The sequence below is a fragment of the Rhodoplanes sp. P11 genome (genome assembly GCF_964266735.1).
GTDB lineage: Bacteria > Pseudomonadota > Alphaproteobacteria > Rhizobiales > Xanthobacteraceae > Rhodoplanes > Rhodoplanes serenus.
Genome location: NZ_CAXWGY010000019.1, coordinates 366,953 through 383,040 on the forward strand (window position 1 = coordinate 366,953; position 16,088 = coordinate 383,040).

Here is a 16,088-nt window from a genome sequence, read left to right on the forward strand (position 1 = left end):
CCATGGCGGCGGACCATGGCGGGCCGCCGGCCCGGGGTCAACGGGGCACGACGGGGTGGTTCACCGCGCGCGGTGCCCACCGCAGGACGTCCGCCCGGGGGGCGATCGCCTCGCCGCGAGGGGCGCATTGACGACCGCCGCCGAGCCGACCGGCTCAGTCCCGTCCCTTGGCCACGATCGGCACGGCCGGCCGCGGGTCGAGCTGGAAGCGCGGCATGGACAGCATCGCCGGATCGGGCGCGAAAGGCATCGCCACCGGCAGGGCGGGTGCGGCCGCCGAGCCGGTGAGATTCGGCACGAACGCCTCGCGGTCATAGGTCTGGCCGAGCGCCACGACACGTGCCGGCTGGGCCAGATCGGGGGTCAGGATCGTGCCGAGCCGCAGCCGGATCGGCGGGCCGAACGACGCGGTCGGTTGGCCGACCTCGGTCCAGGTCCGGCCGCCGGCGGGCGCGGCGGCCGCCGGCTCGCCCGCCTGGGCCGGTCCCCCGACGAGCAGGAGCGCCAAGGCCAGCGCCGCCATCGCCGGCGCAGCACGCACCGGCATCCTGATCTCCGGCACGGGGATCGCGACGTTCGAGCCGACGACCATGCTGTCCCTCCCGATCATTGATCCGACCATCGAGGCTACCGACAGTCGGCCGGCAGCGAGAGTCACATGTAGGTGTCTCGGGCCACCGGCCTTCACCGTCCTACTGTCTGCCCTCCCCGGCGGCACAGAGCCCGCTTCCCTTCCGCGTACCGCTACCGCCCCTGGTCGGGCGGCACCATGGTCGGATCGATCAGCTCCACCTTGGTGCCGGGCGCCACCCCGAAGATCGCCTCGAACTCGTCCGGACGAAGCACGGCGGCGGCCTGGTCGAGCAGATGCTGGTTGCGGGCGTTGAGGGTCTCGGCGCTCGGCGTCGCTCCCGGCCACGCCTGGGCGGCGAACCGGCGGGTATCGACCCGCAGGGCCAGCAGGTTGGCGAGCGTGTCGGGCTGGCCGGCCAGGACCGCGCGAGCGCGGGCCTCGAAGTCGTCGGGTGGTCCCGCCATGGCCATGCCTCCCATCGTCGCCGTCGCGGGCGGCGGGGCCGGCCCGCCACAGGTCGCGATCCGGGCCGCCCAGGCCGCCGTCTGCAACCCGTAGGTCCCGTAGATATAGGTGCTGATCATGTAGCCGCGAGCGTTGCTCACCGTCAGGGCGGCCTGGCCGGGTGCGGCCGTCGCCCACAGCACCTGGTTGGCGAGCTGATGGCAGACGCCGTCGACGCCGTATTGAAAGATGGTGCCGCGCGCCGCCGGAACCTGACGCGAATCGGCATTCGACCGGACATAGCAGCGGGCGAGCGCGAGATCGCCGCTCTGCTGGCCGAGAAAGCCGGTCGGGTTCGGCGGGGTACCGCCGGTCGGATGGAAGCCTCCCCAGCAGTACCAGTAGTCCTGGCCGGCTTGGGCCACCGCCTGGTCGTTGGGATAGGCCGTCTGGCGATTGTCGTAGGTCGTCACCCAGGTGTGATCGACTGGCGAGCCGGCCACGAAGGCCGGCACCGCCCATGCGAACAACGTCACGATGGGAGCCATGGCACACCTCCTGCACGGCAGGATTGCACCACGGCAGAGCCTCAGCCAGGACCGATTACCGCCGGCGGGTCACGAGTTCGCGACGCCGGGCCGCTACACGAGGCGGCTCTGCTCGACGGCTGCACCCACGAAAGACGCGAACAGCGGATGCGGCGCGAAGGGGCGCGATTTCAGCTCCGGATGGAACTGCACCCCGATGAACCACGGGTGGTCGACATACTCGACGATCTCGGGCAGCAGGCCGTCCGGCGACATGCCGCAGAAGCGCATTCCGTGTCGCTCCAGCCGGTCCTTGTAGGCGGTGTTGACCTCGTAACGGTGGCGGTGGCGTTCGGAGATCTCGGTCGCGCCGTAGATCGTCGCCACCTTGCTGCCGGGCGCCAGGGCGGCCGGATAGGCGCCGAGCCGCATGGTGCCGCCGAGATCGCCACCGTGGTCGCGCGTCTCCAGCTCGTTGCCGCGCAGCCATTCGGTCATCAGCCCGACCACCGGCTCGCTGGTCGGGCCGAACTCGGTCGAGTTGGCATCGGCGATGCCGCACAGGTTCCGCACCGCCTCGATCACCGCCATCTGCATGCCGAAGCAGATGCCGAGATACGGCAGCTTGCGCTCGCGGGCGAAGCGGGCCGCGCGGATCTTGCCCTCGGCGCCGCGCTGCCCGAAGCCGCCGGGCACCAGGATGCCGTGGACGTGCTCCAAAAAGGGCGCCGGGTCCTCGTGCTCGAACACCTCGCTCTCGATCCAGTCGAGATTGACCCGCACCTTGTGGGCGACGCCGCCGTGGGTCAGCGCCTCGATGAGCGACTTGTAGGCGTCCTTCATCCCCGTGTACTTGCCGACGATCGCGATGGTCACGTCGCCGTCGGGGTTGCGGATACGCTCGTTGATGCGATGCCAGCGGCCGAGATCGGGCTCGGCATCGGCCGGCAGGCCGAAGGCGGCCAAGACCTCGGCGTCGAGCCCGGCCTCGTGATAGGCCTCCGGGACCGCATAAATTGAATCGGCGTCGCGCGCCTCGATGACGGCGCTCTCTCGCACGTTGCAGAACAGCGCCAGCTTGCGCCGCTCCTCCTTGGGGATCGGCCGGTCGGTCCGGCACAACAGGATGTCGGGCTGGATGCCGATCGAGCGCAGCTCCTTGACCGAATGCTGGGTCGGCTTGGTCTTCAGCTCGCCGGCGGACGGAATGAAGGGCAGCAAGGTCAGGTGAATGTAGATGGCGGTTCCGCGCGGCACCTCGATGCCGAACTGGCGGATCGCCTCGAAGAACGGCAGGCCCTCGATGTCGCCCACGGTGCCGCCGATCTCCACCAGGACGAAGTCGTAGCCGTCGCTGCCGTCGCGGACGAAGTCCTTGATGGCGTTAGTGACGTGCGGGATCACCTGGATGGTGGCGCCGAGATAGTCGCCGCGGCGCTCCTTGGCGAGAATCTCCTGGTAGATGCGGCCGGTGGTGATGTTGTCCTGGCGGCCTGCCGGGCGGCCGGTGAAACGCTCGTAGTGGCCGAGATCGAGATCGGTCTCGGCGCCGTCGTCGGTGACGAACACCTCGCCGTGCTGGTACGGCGACATCGTTCCCGGATCGACGTTGAGATAGGGATCGAGCTTGCGCAGGCGGACCGAATAGCCGCGCGCCTGCAAGAGCGCGCCGAGCGCCGCCGAGGCGAGACCTTTGCCGAGGGAGGAGACCACGCCGCCGGTGATGAAGATGTACCGCGTCATGGGACCCGACCTCTAGCGCCACAAGAGCGATTCGACGAGGGCTCGCCACGCAGGTCTGCCCCGCCGGCCCGGATCAACCCCGACGCCAGCGTGTATTGCACGCCATTTTTCAATGGCTTGTCTCCAGATCTTATTGGATCGGACGAGCGAAGCTCGCCCGATCGTGATGGTGCGAAGGAACGATGCTCGACGCCTGCGACGCCCCCACGGTGACGCGGGGAGCGCACCGGCTCACTGCGACCGCGGGACTTCCGGACCCGACGGGGCCGCGGGCGCGGCCGGTGCCGACGGCGCGGTCGGCTGGGTGCCGCCGGGAAGCTGGTCGAGGATGCCGCGGCCGCCGCCGAGCGGGGCCGGCTCGCCGGGCGCCGGAGCGGTCGGGCCGCCGGTCGGAATCACCGTGGTGGGCCGCTGCGACAGGCCAGCCAGCACCGAGAGCAGCAGGCTGGTGACGAAAAAGGCCGCGGCCAGGATCGCGGTCGCCCGGGTCAAGGCGTTGCCGCTGCTGCGGTTGCTCATGAAGCCGCCGCCGCCGCCGATGCCGAGCGCCCCGCCCTCCGACCGCTGCAACAGCACGAGGCCGATCATGGCGAGCACGATCATCAGGTGGACGACGATGACGACGGTCTGCATGGGACGATTCGCTCGCGACGCTCGAAATCTGGCAAAAAACGACACACGACAGATCGAACACGGCGGATCGGGCGCTACCGGCACCCGGCTCCGCCCGCCGAACGGTCGGCCGCCCTCGGCATATGGGGACGGCGCGCCGCGTCTACACGATCCCGCCGCGCTTTTCCACCCATACCGCCGGGAATTCGGCCGGACGCGGGTGGCGCAGCGCAGTCCTACTTATAGGCGCCGGCGATCCCCAGGAAATCAGTGGCCTTGAGACTCGCTCCCCCCACCAGGGCGCCGTCGACATTCGCCACGGCCATCAGCTCGGCCGCATTGGAGGGCTTCACGGAGCCGCCATAGAGGACGCGAACCCCCTCCCCCTCGGCGCCGAACCGCTCGACCAGCCGGTCGCGGACGAAGCCGTGCGCCTCGGCGACGTCGGCGACCGTCGGGGTCAGCCCGGTGCCGATCGCCCAGACCGGCTCGTAGGCGACCACCAGGTTGGCGGCCGTCGCCCCGTCCGGCAGCGAGCCGGCGAGCTGGGTGCCGAGCACCTCGAGGGTCCTGCCGGCGACCCGCTCGTCCTTGGTCTCACCGATACAGACGATGGCGAGGAGCCCGGCGCGCCACGCCGCCAGCGTCTTGGCGCGGACCTCGGCGTCGCTCTCCCGGTGGTAGGTGCGCCGCTCCGAATGGCCGACGATCACCGCGGTCGCCCCGGCATCCGCCAGCATCTCGGCGGCGACATCACCCGTGAAGGCGCCCGACACCTCGGCATGGCAGTCCTGGCCGCCGATGGCGACCGGGGTGCCGGCGGCGCGCGCCGCGAAGGCGGCCACCAGGGTGGCGGGTGGGCAGACCATGAGGTCGAGGCGCGGCGCCAATCCGCCGGCCGCCGCGATCACCGCGTCGAGCTCGCCGATCGAGCCCCGCAGGCCGTTCATCTTCCAGTTTCCCGCCACCAGCGGCCGACGCCCCGACGCCATCGTTCTCCTCGCCTTCTGTCCCAATCGTCTTCGGTTGAGGGCCGGCTCCGGGCGGCCCGGGCTGTCGCGCCCGGCCGCCGGCATCACCGCCATCCTCGAATTCCGGACGCCGAGCTTATGCCACGATCCTACCGGCGGTGCGACATCTTCGGGCGCCAGCCCGGAGCGGGTCGGTTGCGACGGCCGGGAGCCCTGCCTATGATGCCGCCGCCGTCGGCCCGGCTCCCCCGGGCCGGTCGACCGGCCTGCCTTTCATCGTGCGACCCCGGCCTGCCGGCGGACCGTGCGACCGACCGACGGGGCTCGCTTCCGCCACCCGACCAAGCGGATGCCGCGTGAAGGCGCCCCCCAACCACTGCGAACAGGACCCATGCTCCGCGGATTGCGAAAAGCCTCGTCCAACTGGCTCGGTAAAGTCGTCATGGCGGCCGTGGTCGCGTTCCTGGTCATCAGCTTCGCGGTGTGGGGCATCGGCGACATCTTCCGCGGCTTCGGCGTGTCGACGGTCGCCACCATCGGCAAGAGCGAGATCACCATCGATCAGTTCCGCCAGCTCTACAACGACCGCCTGCAACAGCTCGGCCGGCAGGTCGGCCGCCCGATCACCCCCGACCAGGCGCGCGCCGCCGGGCTCGACCGTCAGATCCTCACCCAGCTGGTCGCCGAAGCGGTGCTCGACGAGCGCGCCCGCGAGCTGGGCCTCGGCTTCCCGGACGCCGAGGTGGTGCGCCAGATCATGCAGGACCCGACCTTCCGGGGCGGCAACGGCCAGTTCGATCAGACCCGCTTCGCCTATCTGGTGCGCCAGGCCGGCTACACCGAGCAGCGGTTCATCTCCGAGCAGCGCCGCATCTCGCTGCGCCGCCAGCTCGCCGCCTCGGTCGGCGGCGACGTCACGGCGCCGCAGACGACGGCCGAGGCCATGGTCCGCTACGAGAACGAGGAGCGGTTCATCGACTACGTGGTGCTCGGCGCCGCCCAGGCGGGCGACATTCCGGCCCCGACCCCGGAGCAGCTCCAGACCACCTACGAGCAGCGCAAGTTCGCGTTCCGGGCGCCCGAGTATCGCAACGTGCTGCTGCTGATGCTCTCGCCGGACGCGCTGGCGGCCGGCATCACGGTGAGCGACGCCGACGTCAAGAAGGCCTACGAGGAGCGGTCGAGCCGCTACGCCACGCCGGAGAAGCGGCAGGTGCAGCAGATCGCGTTCGCCAATCCCGAGGAGGCCAAGGCGGCGCACGAGCGTCTGTCCTCCGGTGGCCTGACCTTCGAGGCGCTGGCGGCCGAGCGCAACATCGCCCCGGCCGACCTCGATCTCGGGCTGGTGAGCCGTGCCGACATGCTCGATCCCGCCATCGCGGCGGCGGCCTTCTCGCTCGCCGACGGCGCCGTCAGCGCGCCGGTGTCGGGCCGGTTCACCACCGCCATCCTGCGCGTCACCAAGATCGAGCCGGGCCACGCCACGCCGCTGGAGGAGATCGCGCCGCAGATCCGAAAGGACCTCGCGGTCGAGCGCGCCCGCGCGTCGCTGGCCGAGCTGCGCGACAAGGTCGAGGACGAGCTGGCCGCCGGCCAGCGCCTCGACGAGATCGCCGCCAAGCTCAAGCTTCCGGTCCAGGCCATCCCGGCCGTCGACCGATCCGGCCGCACCCCGGACGGCCAGCCGGTGGCGCTGCCCAAGGACGTCGACGTGCTCGGCCCCGCCTTCTCGACCCAGGTGGGCCTGGAGAACGAGGCGATCACCCTGCCGGGCGGCGGCTATGTCTGGTACGAGGTCGCCGGCGTGACGCCGTCGCGCGAACGGACCTTCGAGGAGGTCAAGGAGCGTGTCGCCGAGCGCTGGCGCAACGACGAGATCGCGGCCCGGCTGACCGCCAAGGCCGACGGCCTCGCGGCCAAGCTCAAGTCCGGCACCTGGTTTCCCGAGGTGGCGACCGCCGAGGGGCTGAAGCTGGAGACCGCCGCGGCGCTCAAGCGCCGAGGCAGCAACGCGCTGCCGGCCGGCGTGGTCGAGCAGGTGTTCCGCACCCCGAAGGAGGGCGTCGGCGTCGCGACGGGAGCCAACGGCCTCGACCGCGTGGTGTTCCGCGTCACCGATATCCGCGCCCCGGCGTTCGATCCTGCGGCCGAGGACGTCAAGAAGCTGATGGGCCAGCTCCGCACCGCCTATTCGGACGACCTGATGGCCCAGTATGTGGGCCAGCTCCAGTCCGAGATGGGCGTCCGGATCAATCAGCAGGCCCTCGCCCAGGCGGTCGGCCGCAGCGCCGCGGACCAGTAGCGCGACGACGATGCCGGCACCTCGGTCGCCGGCGTCCCTCAGCATCGGCGCGCCGGAGGCGCGCAGGCGGCGGCCGGCCCGAGGGCGCGGCCCGCCGGAGCCATCGGACGACCCATGCAGATCGAACCGCAGGCCGCAGCCTTCGTGGACGCCTACGGGCGCGGCATCCCCCAGGTGGTCTCCACCACCCTGGTGGCCGACCTGGAGACCCCGGTATCCGCCTTTCTCAAGGTGGCGGACGGCAAGCCGTCGAGCTTCCTCCTCGAGTCCGTCGAGGGCGGCGCCGTGCGCGGCCGCTACTCGATCATCGGGCTCGACCCCGACCTGGTGTTCCGCGTCGTCGGCGACCGGGCCGAGACCGCCCGCCCGGTTCGCGGCGGTCCCGACATCGTGACGCCTTGCCCGGAGCCGCCGCTCGATGCCCTGCGGCGGCTGATCGCCGACAGCCGGATCGCCCTGCCCGACACCTTGCCGCCGATGGCGGCCGGCGTCTTCGGCTATCTCGGCTACGACACGGTGCGGCTGATGGAGACGCTGGGGCCGGCCAATCCGGACCCGATCGGCATCCCCGATGCGGTGCTGGTGCGGCCGACCGTGGTGATCGTGTTCGATGCCGTGAAGGACACCATCACGGTGGTGACGCCGGTGCGGCCCGACCCCGCGATACCGGCCCGGGTGGCGCATGCGCGCGCCGTCGAGCGCCTGACCGCGGTGGTCGACGCGCTCGATCGGCCGCTCCTCAAGGAGCCGCTCGCCGCCGTCGGGGATGCGCCGGAGGCCGCGCCCACCTCCAACACGACGCCCGACGAGTACGCCGCCATGGTGGCGCGGGCGAAGGACTACATCGCGGCCGGCGACATCTTCCAGGTGGTGCTGGCGCAGCGCTTCTCGACCCCGTTCACGCTGCCGGCCTTCGCGCTCTATCGGGCGTTGCGCCGGGTGAACCCGGCGCCGTTCCTGTTCTTCCTCGATTTCGGCGGCTACGCGGTGGTCGGGTCGAGCCCGGAGATCCTGGTGCGGGTGCGGGACGACACCGTGACGATCCGGCCGATCGCCGGCACGCGGCGCCGCGGCGCCACCCCGCACGAGGACAAGGCGCTGGAAGAGGAGCTGCTCGCCGATCCGAAGGAATGCGCCGAGCACCTGATGCTGCTCGATCTCGGCCGCAACGATGTCGGCCGCGTCGCCGCCATCGGCACCGTCACGGTGACCGACCAGTTCTTCGTCGAGCGCTACAGCCAGGTGATGCACATCGTGTCGAACGTCGAAGGGCGGCTCGATCCGGCGCGCGACGCCCTCGACGCGCTGGCGGCCGGCTTCCCGGCCGGGACGGTGTCCGGCGCCCCCAAGGTGCGCGCCATGCAGATCATCGACGAGCTGGAGAAGGAGAAGCGCGGGCTCTATGCCGGCTGCGTCGGCTATTTCTCCGCCGCCGGCGAGATGGACTCGTGCATCGTGCTGCGCACCGCGCTGGTCAAGGACGGCACCATGTATGTGCAGGCCGGCGCCGGCATCGTGGCCGACTCCGATCCCGCGTCCGAGCAGCAGGAGTGCGTCAACAAGGCGAAGGCCCTGTTCCGCGCCGCCGAGGAGGCCCACCGCTTCGCCAGCGCAGCGAAGCGGGGGCAGTGAGGAATCGCCGATAAAGGCCGGCCGGGCGATTGGCGGCCTTGACGACACGCCACGCCCCAATAATCCTGCCGCACTAATTCAATCCGAGTAGTGGCGCAGGAGCAGCCGCGTGTCCGATCGAGAGCCCTCGTCGAAATCGACCGCCGGCAGGAGCAAAGGCCCGGCGAAGGCCCGCGGGAGAGCGCGCAAACCTGGAGTGACCGCGGCTCCAAACGGCGGCCCGGTCCTGCTCTCCGGCGGCAATCCGCAAATCCCCAAGGGCGATGGCGACGCGCCGGTACGGGCCTACATCGCCGCGATGCCGGGCTGGACACGCGCCCTCGGCCACCGCCTCGACGACCTCGTGGTCCGCACCGTGCCGGATGTCCGCAAGGCGGTGCGGTGGAACTCGCCGTTCTACGGCATCGAGGGCCAGGGCTGGTTCCTGTCGTTCCACGTCTTCACCCGCTACGTGAAGGTGACCTTCTTCCGCGGCACCGCGCTGGCGCCGATGCCGCCCGGAGGCACGGCGCGAAGCGGAGACGTTCGGTGGATCGACATCCACCAAGACGACGCGCTCGACGAAGCCCAGATGGTCGCCTGGGTCAGGCAGGCCGCCGCCCTGCCCGGCTGGACGCCGTAGCCACTGCCGCGCAGACGGGGCGCCGCCTGTTCGCCGGAGTCACCACGGACGGCCGCTACTGCGTCGCCGCCCAGCGCATCACCGCGACGAGGTGGCCGGCATGCACGACGGCGACGATGACCGAGAACACCATGAGCCCCACCGCCGCTTTACGGCGGCGCGGCGCGCCCCACTGGGCTTGCAGCAGCATCACCACCCGCAGCACCACCGCGAGCCCGACCGTGAACCACAGGCCGACCTCCTTGGGGGCGTACCAGGTGGGCTTGCCGTCCAGGCCCCATTGCATCGGCACCGTATCGGTGGCGATCTGCGGCGCCACCCACAGGCTCGCCGCGACCATCGCGGCCAGCGCCGCCGCATAGACCAGATCGGCCGCGACCAGCAGCCCGCGCTCGCTCATCCTCGCCCCCCGCTCCCGCGTCCGCCCCGCCGAGGCGGGGCAGCATTCCTGCGCCGAACCGGGTAGCCGACGATCCTAAACGTTTCGTCGATACTGGCCGCCGACGTCGAACAGCGCGCCGGTGATCTGGCCGAGCGAGCAGACGCGGACGACGTCCATCAGCACCGTGAACAGGTTCTCGCCGCGCCCCGCCGCCTCCTGGAGGCGAGCGAGCGCCGGCCCGGACGCCTCGGCATGGCGGGCCTGGAAGGCACGCAGCCGGGCGATCTGCGACCGTTTCTCGTCGTCGGTCGAGCGCACCAGCCCGGCCGGTGGCACCACCGTGCAGGTCGGTCCGAGGAACGTGTTGACGCCGACGATCGGCAGCGAGCCGTCGTGCTTCTTGTGCTCGTAGTGGAGCGACTCGTCCTGGATCTTGCTGCGCTGATAGCCGGTCTCCATGGCGCCGAGCACGCCGCCGCGCGCCGCGATCGCCTCGAACTCCTTCAGCACCGCCTCCTCCACCAGATCGGTCAGCTCCTCCAGGATGAACGAGCCCTGGTTGGGGTTCTCGTTCTTGGCCACGCCCCATTCGCGATTGATGATGAGCTGGATGGCGAGCGCACGGCGCACGCTCTCCTCGGTCGGCGTCGTCACCGCCTCGTCATAGGCGTTGGTGTGCAGCGAGTTGCAGTTGTCGTAGACGGCGAGCAACGCCTGCAAGGTCGTGCGGATGTCGTTGAACGCCATCTCCTGGGCGTGCAGCGAGCGGCCCGACGTCTGGATGTGATACTTGAGCTTCTGGGAGCGCTCGTTGGCGCCGTAACGATGCTTCATGGCGATCGCCCAGATGCGGCGCGCCACGCGGCCGATCACCGCGTATTCGGGGTCCATGCCGTTGGAGAAGAAGAACGACAGGTTGGGCGCGATGTCGTCGATCCGCATGCCGCGCGCCAGATACGCCTCCACATAGGTGAAGCCGTTGGCGAGCGTGAAGGCGAGCTGGGAGATCGGGTTCGCGCCGGCCTCGGCGATGTGATAGCCGGAGATCGACACCGAGTAGAAGTTGCGGATGCAGTTGTCGATGAAGAACGCCTGCACGTCGCCCATCAGGCCGAGGGCGAAGTCGGTGGAGAAGATGCAGGTGTTCTGTCCCTGATCCTCCTTGAGGATGTCGGCCTGCACGGTGCCGCGCACATTGGCGAGCGCATGCGCCCGCAGGGCCGCGTGCTCCTCCGCGCTCGGCGCCCGTCCCTGCGCGGCGCGGAACCGCTCGACCTGCTGGTCGATGGCGACGTTGAGGAACATCGCCAGGATGATCGGCGCCGGACCGTTGATGGTCATCGACACCGAGGTGGTCGGATCGCACAGGTCGAAGCCCGAATAGAGCGTCGCCATGTCGTCGATGGTGGCGATGGAGACGCCGGAATTGCCGACCTTGCCGTAGATGTCGGGGCGCTCGCCCGGGTCGGCGCCGTAGAGGGTGACGGAGTCGAACGCGGTCGACAGGCGCTTCGCCGGCATCCCCCCCGACAGCATGTGGAAGCGCCGGTTGGTGCGCGCCGCGTCGCCCTCGCCGGCGAACATCCGGGTGGGGTCCTCGTTCTCGCGCTTGAAGCGGAACACGCCGGCCGTGAACGGGAAGGCACCCGGCACGTTCTCGCGCCGCAGCCAGCCGAGAACCTCGCCATCGTCGGTGAAGCGCGGCAGCGCCACCTTGCGCACCGCGGTGCCCGACAGCGTGGTGTGGACGAGGCTGGTGCGGCTCTCGCGCTCGCGCACCGCGGTGACCATCTCGGTGGCGCCGTAGCGCGCCACGGTGTCGGGCCAGGACGCCAGCAGCGCCCTGCTGTCGCTACTCAGGGCCGCATCCTTGCCGGCGGCCAGCGCATCGATGTCGGCGCTGGCGCGGTCGCAGGCGGCGAGCAGCGCGCGGCTGCGAGCGAGCGCCTGCCGGTCGCGCGCCACCTCGCATTGGGCCGCCGTCTCGGCGTGATAGTCGCGCACCGTCTCGGCGATATCGGCGAGATAGCGCACCCGCTCGGCCGGCACCACGGCGCGCGCCGCCGACGAGGTGCGCCCCTCCACCCGCGGCAGGACGCCGCCGCCGGCCGGCAGGCCCAGGCCCTGGAGCCGTTCGGCGAGTGCCTGGTAGAGCGCCGTGACGCCGTCGTCGTTGAAGCGGGCCGCGATGGTGCCGAACACCGGCATCTCCTCGGGCGCGCGATCGAACAGCAGATGGTTGCGCTGGAACTGCTTGCGGACGTCGTGCAGGGCATCCTCGGCGCCGCGCCGCTCGAACTTGTTGATGGCGACGACGTCGGCGTAGTCCAGCATGTCGATCTTCTCGAGCTGGGTCGCGGCACCGAACTCCGGGGTCATCACATAGACGGCGACGTCCGCCACCGACGTGATGGCGGTGTCGCCCTGGCCGATCCCCGAGGTCTCGACGACGATCAGGTCGAAGCCCGCCGCCTTGCAGGCCGCGACCGCGTCCGGCACGGCGCGCGAAAGGCCGCCGGCGGCGTCGCGGCTCGCCAGCGAGCGCATGAACACGTTCGGATGGTCGATGGCGTTCATGCGGATGCGGTCGCCGAGCAGCGCCCCGCCCGAGCGTCGCCGCGTCGGATCGACCGCGACGACCGCGATCTCGAGGCTGTCGCGGTGATCGAGGCGGAAGCGCCGCAGCAGCTCGTCGGTGAGGCTCGACTTGCCGGAGCCCCCGGTGCCGGTCAGCCCGAGCACCGGCACCTGACGCTGCGCCGCCTCGTCCAGCAGGGCGCGCAGGGCCGGCGGGCAGCGCTCCGCCTCGCAGGCGGTGATCAGCCGCGCGAGCGCCTTCCGATCACCGGCGAGGATCGCCGCCGGATCGTCGTCGACCTGCGCGGCGAGATCGCAATCGGCGCGCGCCATGAGATCGTCGATCATGCCCTGGAGGCCCATGGTCTGGCCGTCCTCGGGCGTGTAGATGCGCGCCACCCCGTAGGCGTGCAGCGTCGCCACCTCGTCCGGCACGATGACGCCGCCGCCGCCGCCGAACACCTTGATGTGGTCGGCCCCGGCCCGTCGCAGCAGATCGATGATGTAGGTGAAGAACTCGATGTGGCCGCCCTGGTAGGAGGTCACCGCGATGCCGTTGGCGTCCTCCTGGATGGCGGCGGTGACGATCTCGTCGGCCGAGCGATTGTGGCCGAGATGGATCACCTCGGCGCCGGTCGCCTGCATGATGCGCCGCATCACGTTGATGGAGGCGTCGTGGCCGTCGAACAGGCTGGCGGCGGTGACGAGGCGAATCTTGTGACGCGGCTGGTAGGCGGCCGACGCGAAGGCCGAGGTCGGAGCGATCCGGTTCATCACGGGAAAACCTTGCACGGGTCAATCGAGTGTCGGGCACATCGTTGGTCGGGTACCGCGCGGGCGCGGCACCGCAATCACTCGTGATGAGCGCACAAGAGATGGTTGCCGCGCAAGTTCGACTTTCGCGTTGCGTGCCGTTCTCGCATCTTGTGAGACGATGCACCGTTGCTGCGGTGCAATCTCGGCGCCGCGACAGAAGCGCGGGCCGCCGCGCGTGACCTCGGGCTCAGCCGTAGACGAACCGCTCCGCCGCGACCGCGTCCACCACGAACTCGAACACCTCGCGCACCCGCGCGATCTTCAGCACGTCGACATCGGCGACGATCCAGTAGGTGCGGGTGATGGTCTGCGGCAGCACCCGCACGAGCGACGGATCGGCCTGCGCCACGAAGTCGTGCAGCACGCCGACCCCGAGACCCGCACGCACCGCCTCGATCTGGCCGATGACGCTGGCGCATTCGAAGCGCAGCCCCTCCGGCACGCCGAAGTCGCCGAGATAGGCCAGCGTATCGGTGAACAGCAGGTCCGGCACGTAACCGACCACCCGGTGGTCGCGCAGATCGGCGGTCGTGGCGATGGTCGGATGGGCCGCCAGGTAGTCGCGGCTGCCATAGAAGCTCAGCGTGTAATCGGTGAGCCGGCGAACGTCGGTGCGGGCGGCGTCCGGCGGGTCGATGGTGACCACGATGTCGGCCTCGCGCTTGGCCAGCGAGAACACCCGCGGCAACGGCACGAGCTGCACCGTGAGATGCGGGTGGCGGACCAGCAGCGCGCCGAGCCGTCGCGCCAGGAACCAAGTGCCGAAGCCGTCCGGTGCGCCGATCCGCACCGTGCCGGTGAGCGCCGCATCAGTGCCGGAGAGCGCGCTTTCCACCTGCAACGCGGTCGTCTCCATCACCTCGGCGGCGGCGAGCAGCCGCTCCCCGGCCGCGGTGAGCCGATAGCCTTGCGGATGGTGCTCGAACAGCTTGGCGTCGAGGGCGAGCTCCAGAGCCCGCAGCCGGCGGCTCACGGTCGCGTGGTCGACCCGCAGCACGCGGGCGGCCGCCGTCAGCCGGCCGGTGCGGGCGATCGCCAGGAAGAACTTCAGGTCACCCCAGTCGAAGCGGACCATGGACCGGCCCTCCTCGGCCGGAAACGCGCCATGCTGCGTCGCGGTATGCGTGTTCACGCACACCAAGAGCGCAGACTCTCGCATCGACGTGCATCGATGTCATTGCTAGCGTCCCGACCCGAACAGAACAATAAGCTTGTGGAGACGGCTGTGATCACCTACGGGCACTTCATCGGTGGCGCACGCACGGAGGGCACCTCCGGACGCTTCGCCGACGCCTGGGAGCCGATGACCGGGGCGCTGCGCTCGAAGGTGGCACTGGCGTCGCGCGCCGAGGTGCGAGCCGCCGTCGAGAACGCCGCCGCGGCGCAGCCCGGCTGGGCCGCGGTCAATCCGCAGCGCCGCGCCCGCGTGCTGATGCGGTTCCTGGAGCTCGTCGCCCGCGAGATGGACTCGCTCGCCGAGCTGCTCGCCCGCGAGCACGGCAAGACCATCACGGATGCGGCCGGCGACATTCAACGCGGTCTCGAAGTGATCGAGTTCTGCATCGGGGCGCCGCACCTGCTCAAGGGCGAGTACACGGTCGGCGCCGGTCCAGCCACCGACGTCTACTCGCTGCGCCAGCCGCTCGGCGTCGTCGCCGGCATCACCCCGTTCAACTTCCCCGCCATGATTCCGCTGTGGAAGGCCGGTCCGGCGCTGGCCTGCGGCAACGCCTTCGTGCTCAAGCCGTCGGAGCGCGATCCCGGGGTGCCGATGCGGCTCGCCGAGCTGTTCCTGGAGGCCGGCCTGCCGCCCGGCGTGTTCAACGTCGTCAACGGCGACAAGGAGGCGGTCGACGCGCTCCTCGACGACCCCGACGTCAAGGCCATCGGCTTCGTCGGCTCGACTCCGATCGCCGAGTACATCTACACGCGCGGCTGCGCGGCCGGAAAGCGCGTGCAGTGCTTCGGCGGCGCCAAGAACCACATGATCGTGATGCCGGACGCCGACCTGGACCAGACCGTCGACGCCCTGATCGGCGCCGGCTACGGCTCGGCCGGCGAACGCTGCATGGCGATCTCGGTCGCGGTGCCGGTGGGCGAGCAGACGGCAGACCGGCTGATGGAGAAGCTGATCCCGCGGGTCGAGACGCTGAAGATCGGTCCGTCGACCGATCCGGCGGCCGACTACGGTCCCCTCGTCACCCGCGCCCATCTCGACAAGGTGCGCAGCTACATCGACGTCGGCCTCGCCGAAGGGGCGAAGCTGGTGGTCGACGGCCGCGGCTTCACGATGCAGGGCTACGAGAACGGCTTCTATCTCGGCGGCTGCCTGTTCGACCGCGTGACGGCGGACATGCGCATCTACAAGGAGGAGATCTTCGGCCCCGTCCTCTCGGTCGTGCGGGCGCACGACTACGAGGAGGCACTGCGCCTGCCGAACGAGCACGAGTATGGCAACGGCGTCGCCATCTTCACCCGCGACGGCGACGCGGCGCGCGACTTCGCGGCGCGCGTGAATGTCGGGATGGTCGGCGTCAACGTCCCGATCCCGGTGCCGATCGCCTACTACACCTTCGGCGGCTGGAAGCGCTCCGGCTTCGGTGATCTCAACCAGCACGGCCCCGATGCCTTCCGTTTCTACACCAAGACCAAGACGGTGACGTCGCGCTGGCCGTCGGGGGTCAAGGAAGGCGCCGAGTTCGCCATCCCGCTGATGCGATAGACGCAGCCTGCATTCCCTGGTCATGGCCGGGCTTGTCGCAGCCATCCGCGAGCTTGTTGCCGAAGCGTTTCGAAGACGTGGATGGCCGCGACGAGCGCGGCCATGACGGGTCGGAAATTCCGCTGAGGGGCTGGTCGCGAGGCCCCGACGGCGAGCCACGAGGT

At 70.4% G+C, this 16,088-nt stretch carries 12 protein-coding genes; 4 read left to right on the plus strand and 8 right to left on the minus strand.

Annotated features, from left to right (window positions below):
- Positions 1–154: 154 nt before the first annotated feature.
- From ACFQUV_RS20850 to tpiA, 5 genes are all read right to left on the minus strand, one after another.
- Positions 155–592 (minus strand): hypothetical protein, encoded by a 438-nt coding sequence (locus tag ACFQUV_RS20850; protein ID WP_129611055.1) that lies wholly within the window; start codon positions 590–592, stop codon positions 155–157.
- Positions 593–744: 152 nt separating this feature from the next.
- Positions 745–1,566 carry a hypothetical protein gene (locus tag ACFQUV_RS20855; RefSeq protein WP_129611056.1) on the minus strand — a complete coding sequence of 274 codons (822 nt, stop codon included), beginning with the start codon at positions 1,564–1,566 and terminating at the stop codon, positions 745–747.
- Between the two features lie 93 nt (positions 1,567–1,659).
- Positions 1,660–3,288, minus strand: a complete 1,629-nt coding sequence (locus ACFQUV_RS20860) for a CTP synthase (protein WP_111383446.1) — start codon at positions 3,286–3,288, stop codon at positions 1,660–1,662.
- 231 nt (positions 3,289–3,519) lie between these two features.
- Entirely contained in the window at positions 3,520–3,921 is a 402-nt protein-coding gene (gene secG / locus ACFQUV_RS20865; protein ID WP_111383445.1) for a preprotein translocase subunit SecG, read from the minus strand.
- A gap of 215 nt (positions 3,922–4,136) precedes the next feature.
- Positions 4,137–4,892, minus strand: a complete 756-nt coding sequence (gene tpiA, locus ACFQUV_RS20870) for a triose-phosphate isomerase (protein ID WP_129611057.1) — start codon at positions 4,890–4,892, stop codon at positions 4,137–4,139.
- A gap of 370 nt (positions 4,893–5,262) precedes the next feature.
- On the opposite strand from tpiA, the gene ACFQUV_RS20875 reads away from it, so the two are divergent.
- From ACFQUV_RS20875 to ACFQUV_RS20885, 3 genes are all read left to right on the plus strand, one after another.
- Entirely contained in the window at positions 5,263–7,173 is a 1,911-nt protein-coding gene (locus ACFQUV_RS20875) for a peptidylprolyl isomerase (protein WP_129611058.1), read from the plus strand.
- Between the two features lie 114 nt (positions 7,174–7,287).
- Positions 7,288–8,805 (plus strand): anthranilate synthase component I, encoded by a 1,518-nt coding sequence (gene trpE, locus ACFQUV_RS20880; protein ID WP_129611059.1) that lies wholly within the window; start codon positions 7,288–7,290, stop codon positions 8,803–8,805.
- Between the two features lie 196 nt (positions 8,806–9,001).
- Positions 9,002–9,427, plus strand: coding sequence for a DUF1801 domain-containing protein (locus tag ACFQUV_RS20885; protein ID WP_244601723.1), 426 nt, complete (start codon positions 9,002–9,004; stop codon positions 9,425–9,427).
- A gap of 55 nt (positions 9,428–9,482) precedes the next feature.
- Here the strand turns inward: ACFQUV_RS20885 and ACFQUV_RS20890 are convergent, their stop codons facing one another.
- From ACFQUV_RS20890 to ACFQUV_RS20900, 3 genes are all read right to left on the minus strand, one after another.
- Positions 9,483–9,827, minus strand: a complete 345-nt coding sequence (locus ACFQUV_RS20890) for a DUF1648 domain-containing protein (RefSeq protein WP_111383441.1) — start codon at positions 9,825–9,827, stop codon at positions 9,483–9,485.
- A 75-nt stretch (positions 9,828–9,902) separates the two neighbouring features.
- Entirely contained in the window at positions 9,903–13,160 is a 3,258-nt protein-coding gene (gene icmF / locus ACFQUV_RS20895) for a fused isobutyryl-CoA mutase/GTPase IcmF (RefSeq protein WP_129611060.1), read from the minus strand.
- A 229-nt stretch (positions 13,161–13,389) separates the two neighbouring features.
- A complete protein-coding gene (locus ACFQUV_RS20900; RefSeq protein ID WP_129611061.1) occupies positions 13,390–14,277 on the minus strand; it encodes a LysR family transcriptional regulator in 888 nt (295 codons plus the stop codon).
- Between the two features lie 150 nt (positions 14,278–14,427).
- Here ACFQUV_RS20900 and ACFQUV_RS20905 point away from each other — a divergent pair, with 150 nt between their 5' ends.
- Positions 14,428–15,924, plus strand: a complete 1,497-nt coding sequence (locus ACFQUV_RS20905; RefSeq protein ID WP_129611062.1) for a CoA-acylating methylmalonate-semialdehyde dehydrogenase — start codon at positions 14,428–14,430, stop codon at positions 15,922–15,924.
- Positions 15,925–16,088 lie beyond the last annotated feature (164 nt).

Coding starts and splice junctions, on each gene's coding strand:
- ACFQUV_RS20855 (WP_129611056.1), bottom strand. CDS start 1,566: ATGGCTCCCATCGTGACGTTGTTCGCATGGGCGGTGCCGGCCTTCGTG.
- trpE (WP_129611059.1), top strand. CDS start 7,288: ATGCAGATCGAACCGCAGGCCGCAGCCTTCGTGGACGCCTACGGGCGC.
- secG (WP_111383445.1), bottom strand. CDS start 3,921: ATGCAGACCGTCGTCATCGTCGTCCACCTGATGATCGTGCTCGCCATG.
- ACFQUV_RS20890 (WP_111383441.1), bottom strand. CDS start 9,827: ATGAGCGAGCGCGGGCTGCTGGTCGCGGCCGATCTGGTCTATGCGGCG.
- ACFQUV_RS20860 (WP_111383446.1), bottom strand. CDS start 3,288: ATGACGCGGTACATCTTCATCACCGGCGGCGTGGTCTCCTCCCTCGGC.
- ACFQUV_RS20850 (WP_129611055.1), bottom strand. CDS start 592: ATGGTCGTCGGCTCGAACGTCGCGATCCCCGTGCCGGAGATCAGGATG.
- ACFQUV_RS20875 (WP_129611058.1), top strand. CDS start 5,263: ATGCTCCGCGGATTGCGAAAAGCCTCGTCCAACTGGCTCGGTAAAGTC.
- icmF (WP_129611060.1), bottom strand. CDS start 13,160: ATGAACCGGATCGCTCCGACCTCGGCCTTCGCGTCGGCCGCCTACCAG.
- ACFQUV_RS20900 (WP_129611061.1), bottom strand. CDS start 14,277: ATGGTCCGCTTCGACTGGGGTGACCTGAAGTTCTTCCTGGCGATCGCC.
- tpiA (WP_129611057.1), bottom strand. CDS start 4,892: ATGGCGTCGGGGCGTCGGCCGCTGGTGGCGGGAAACTGGAAGATGAAC.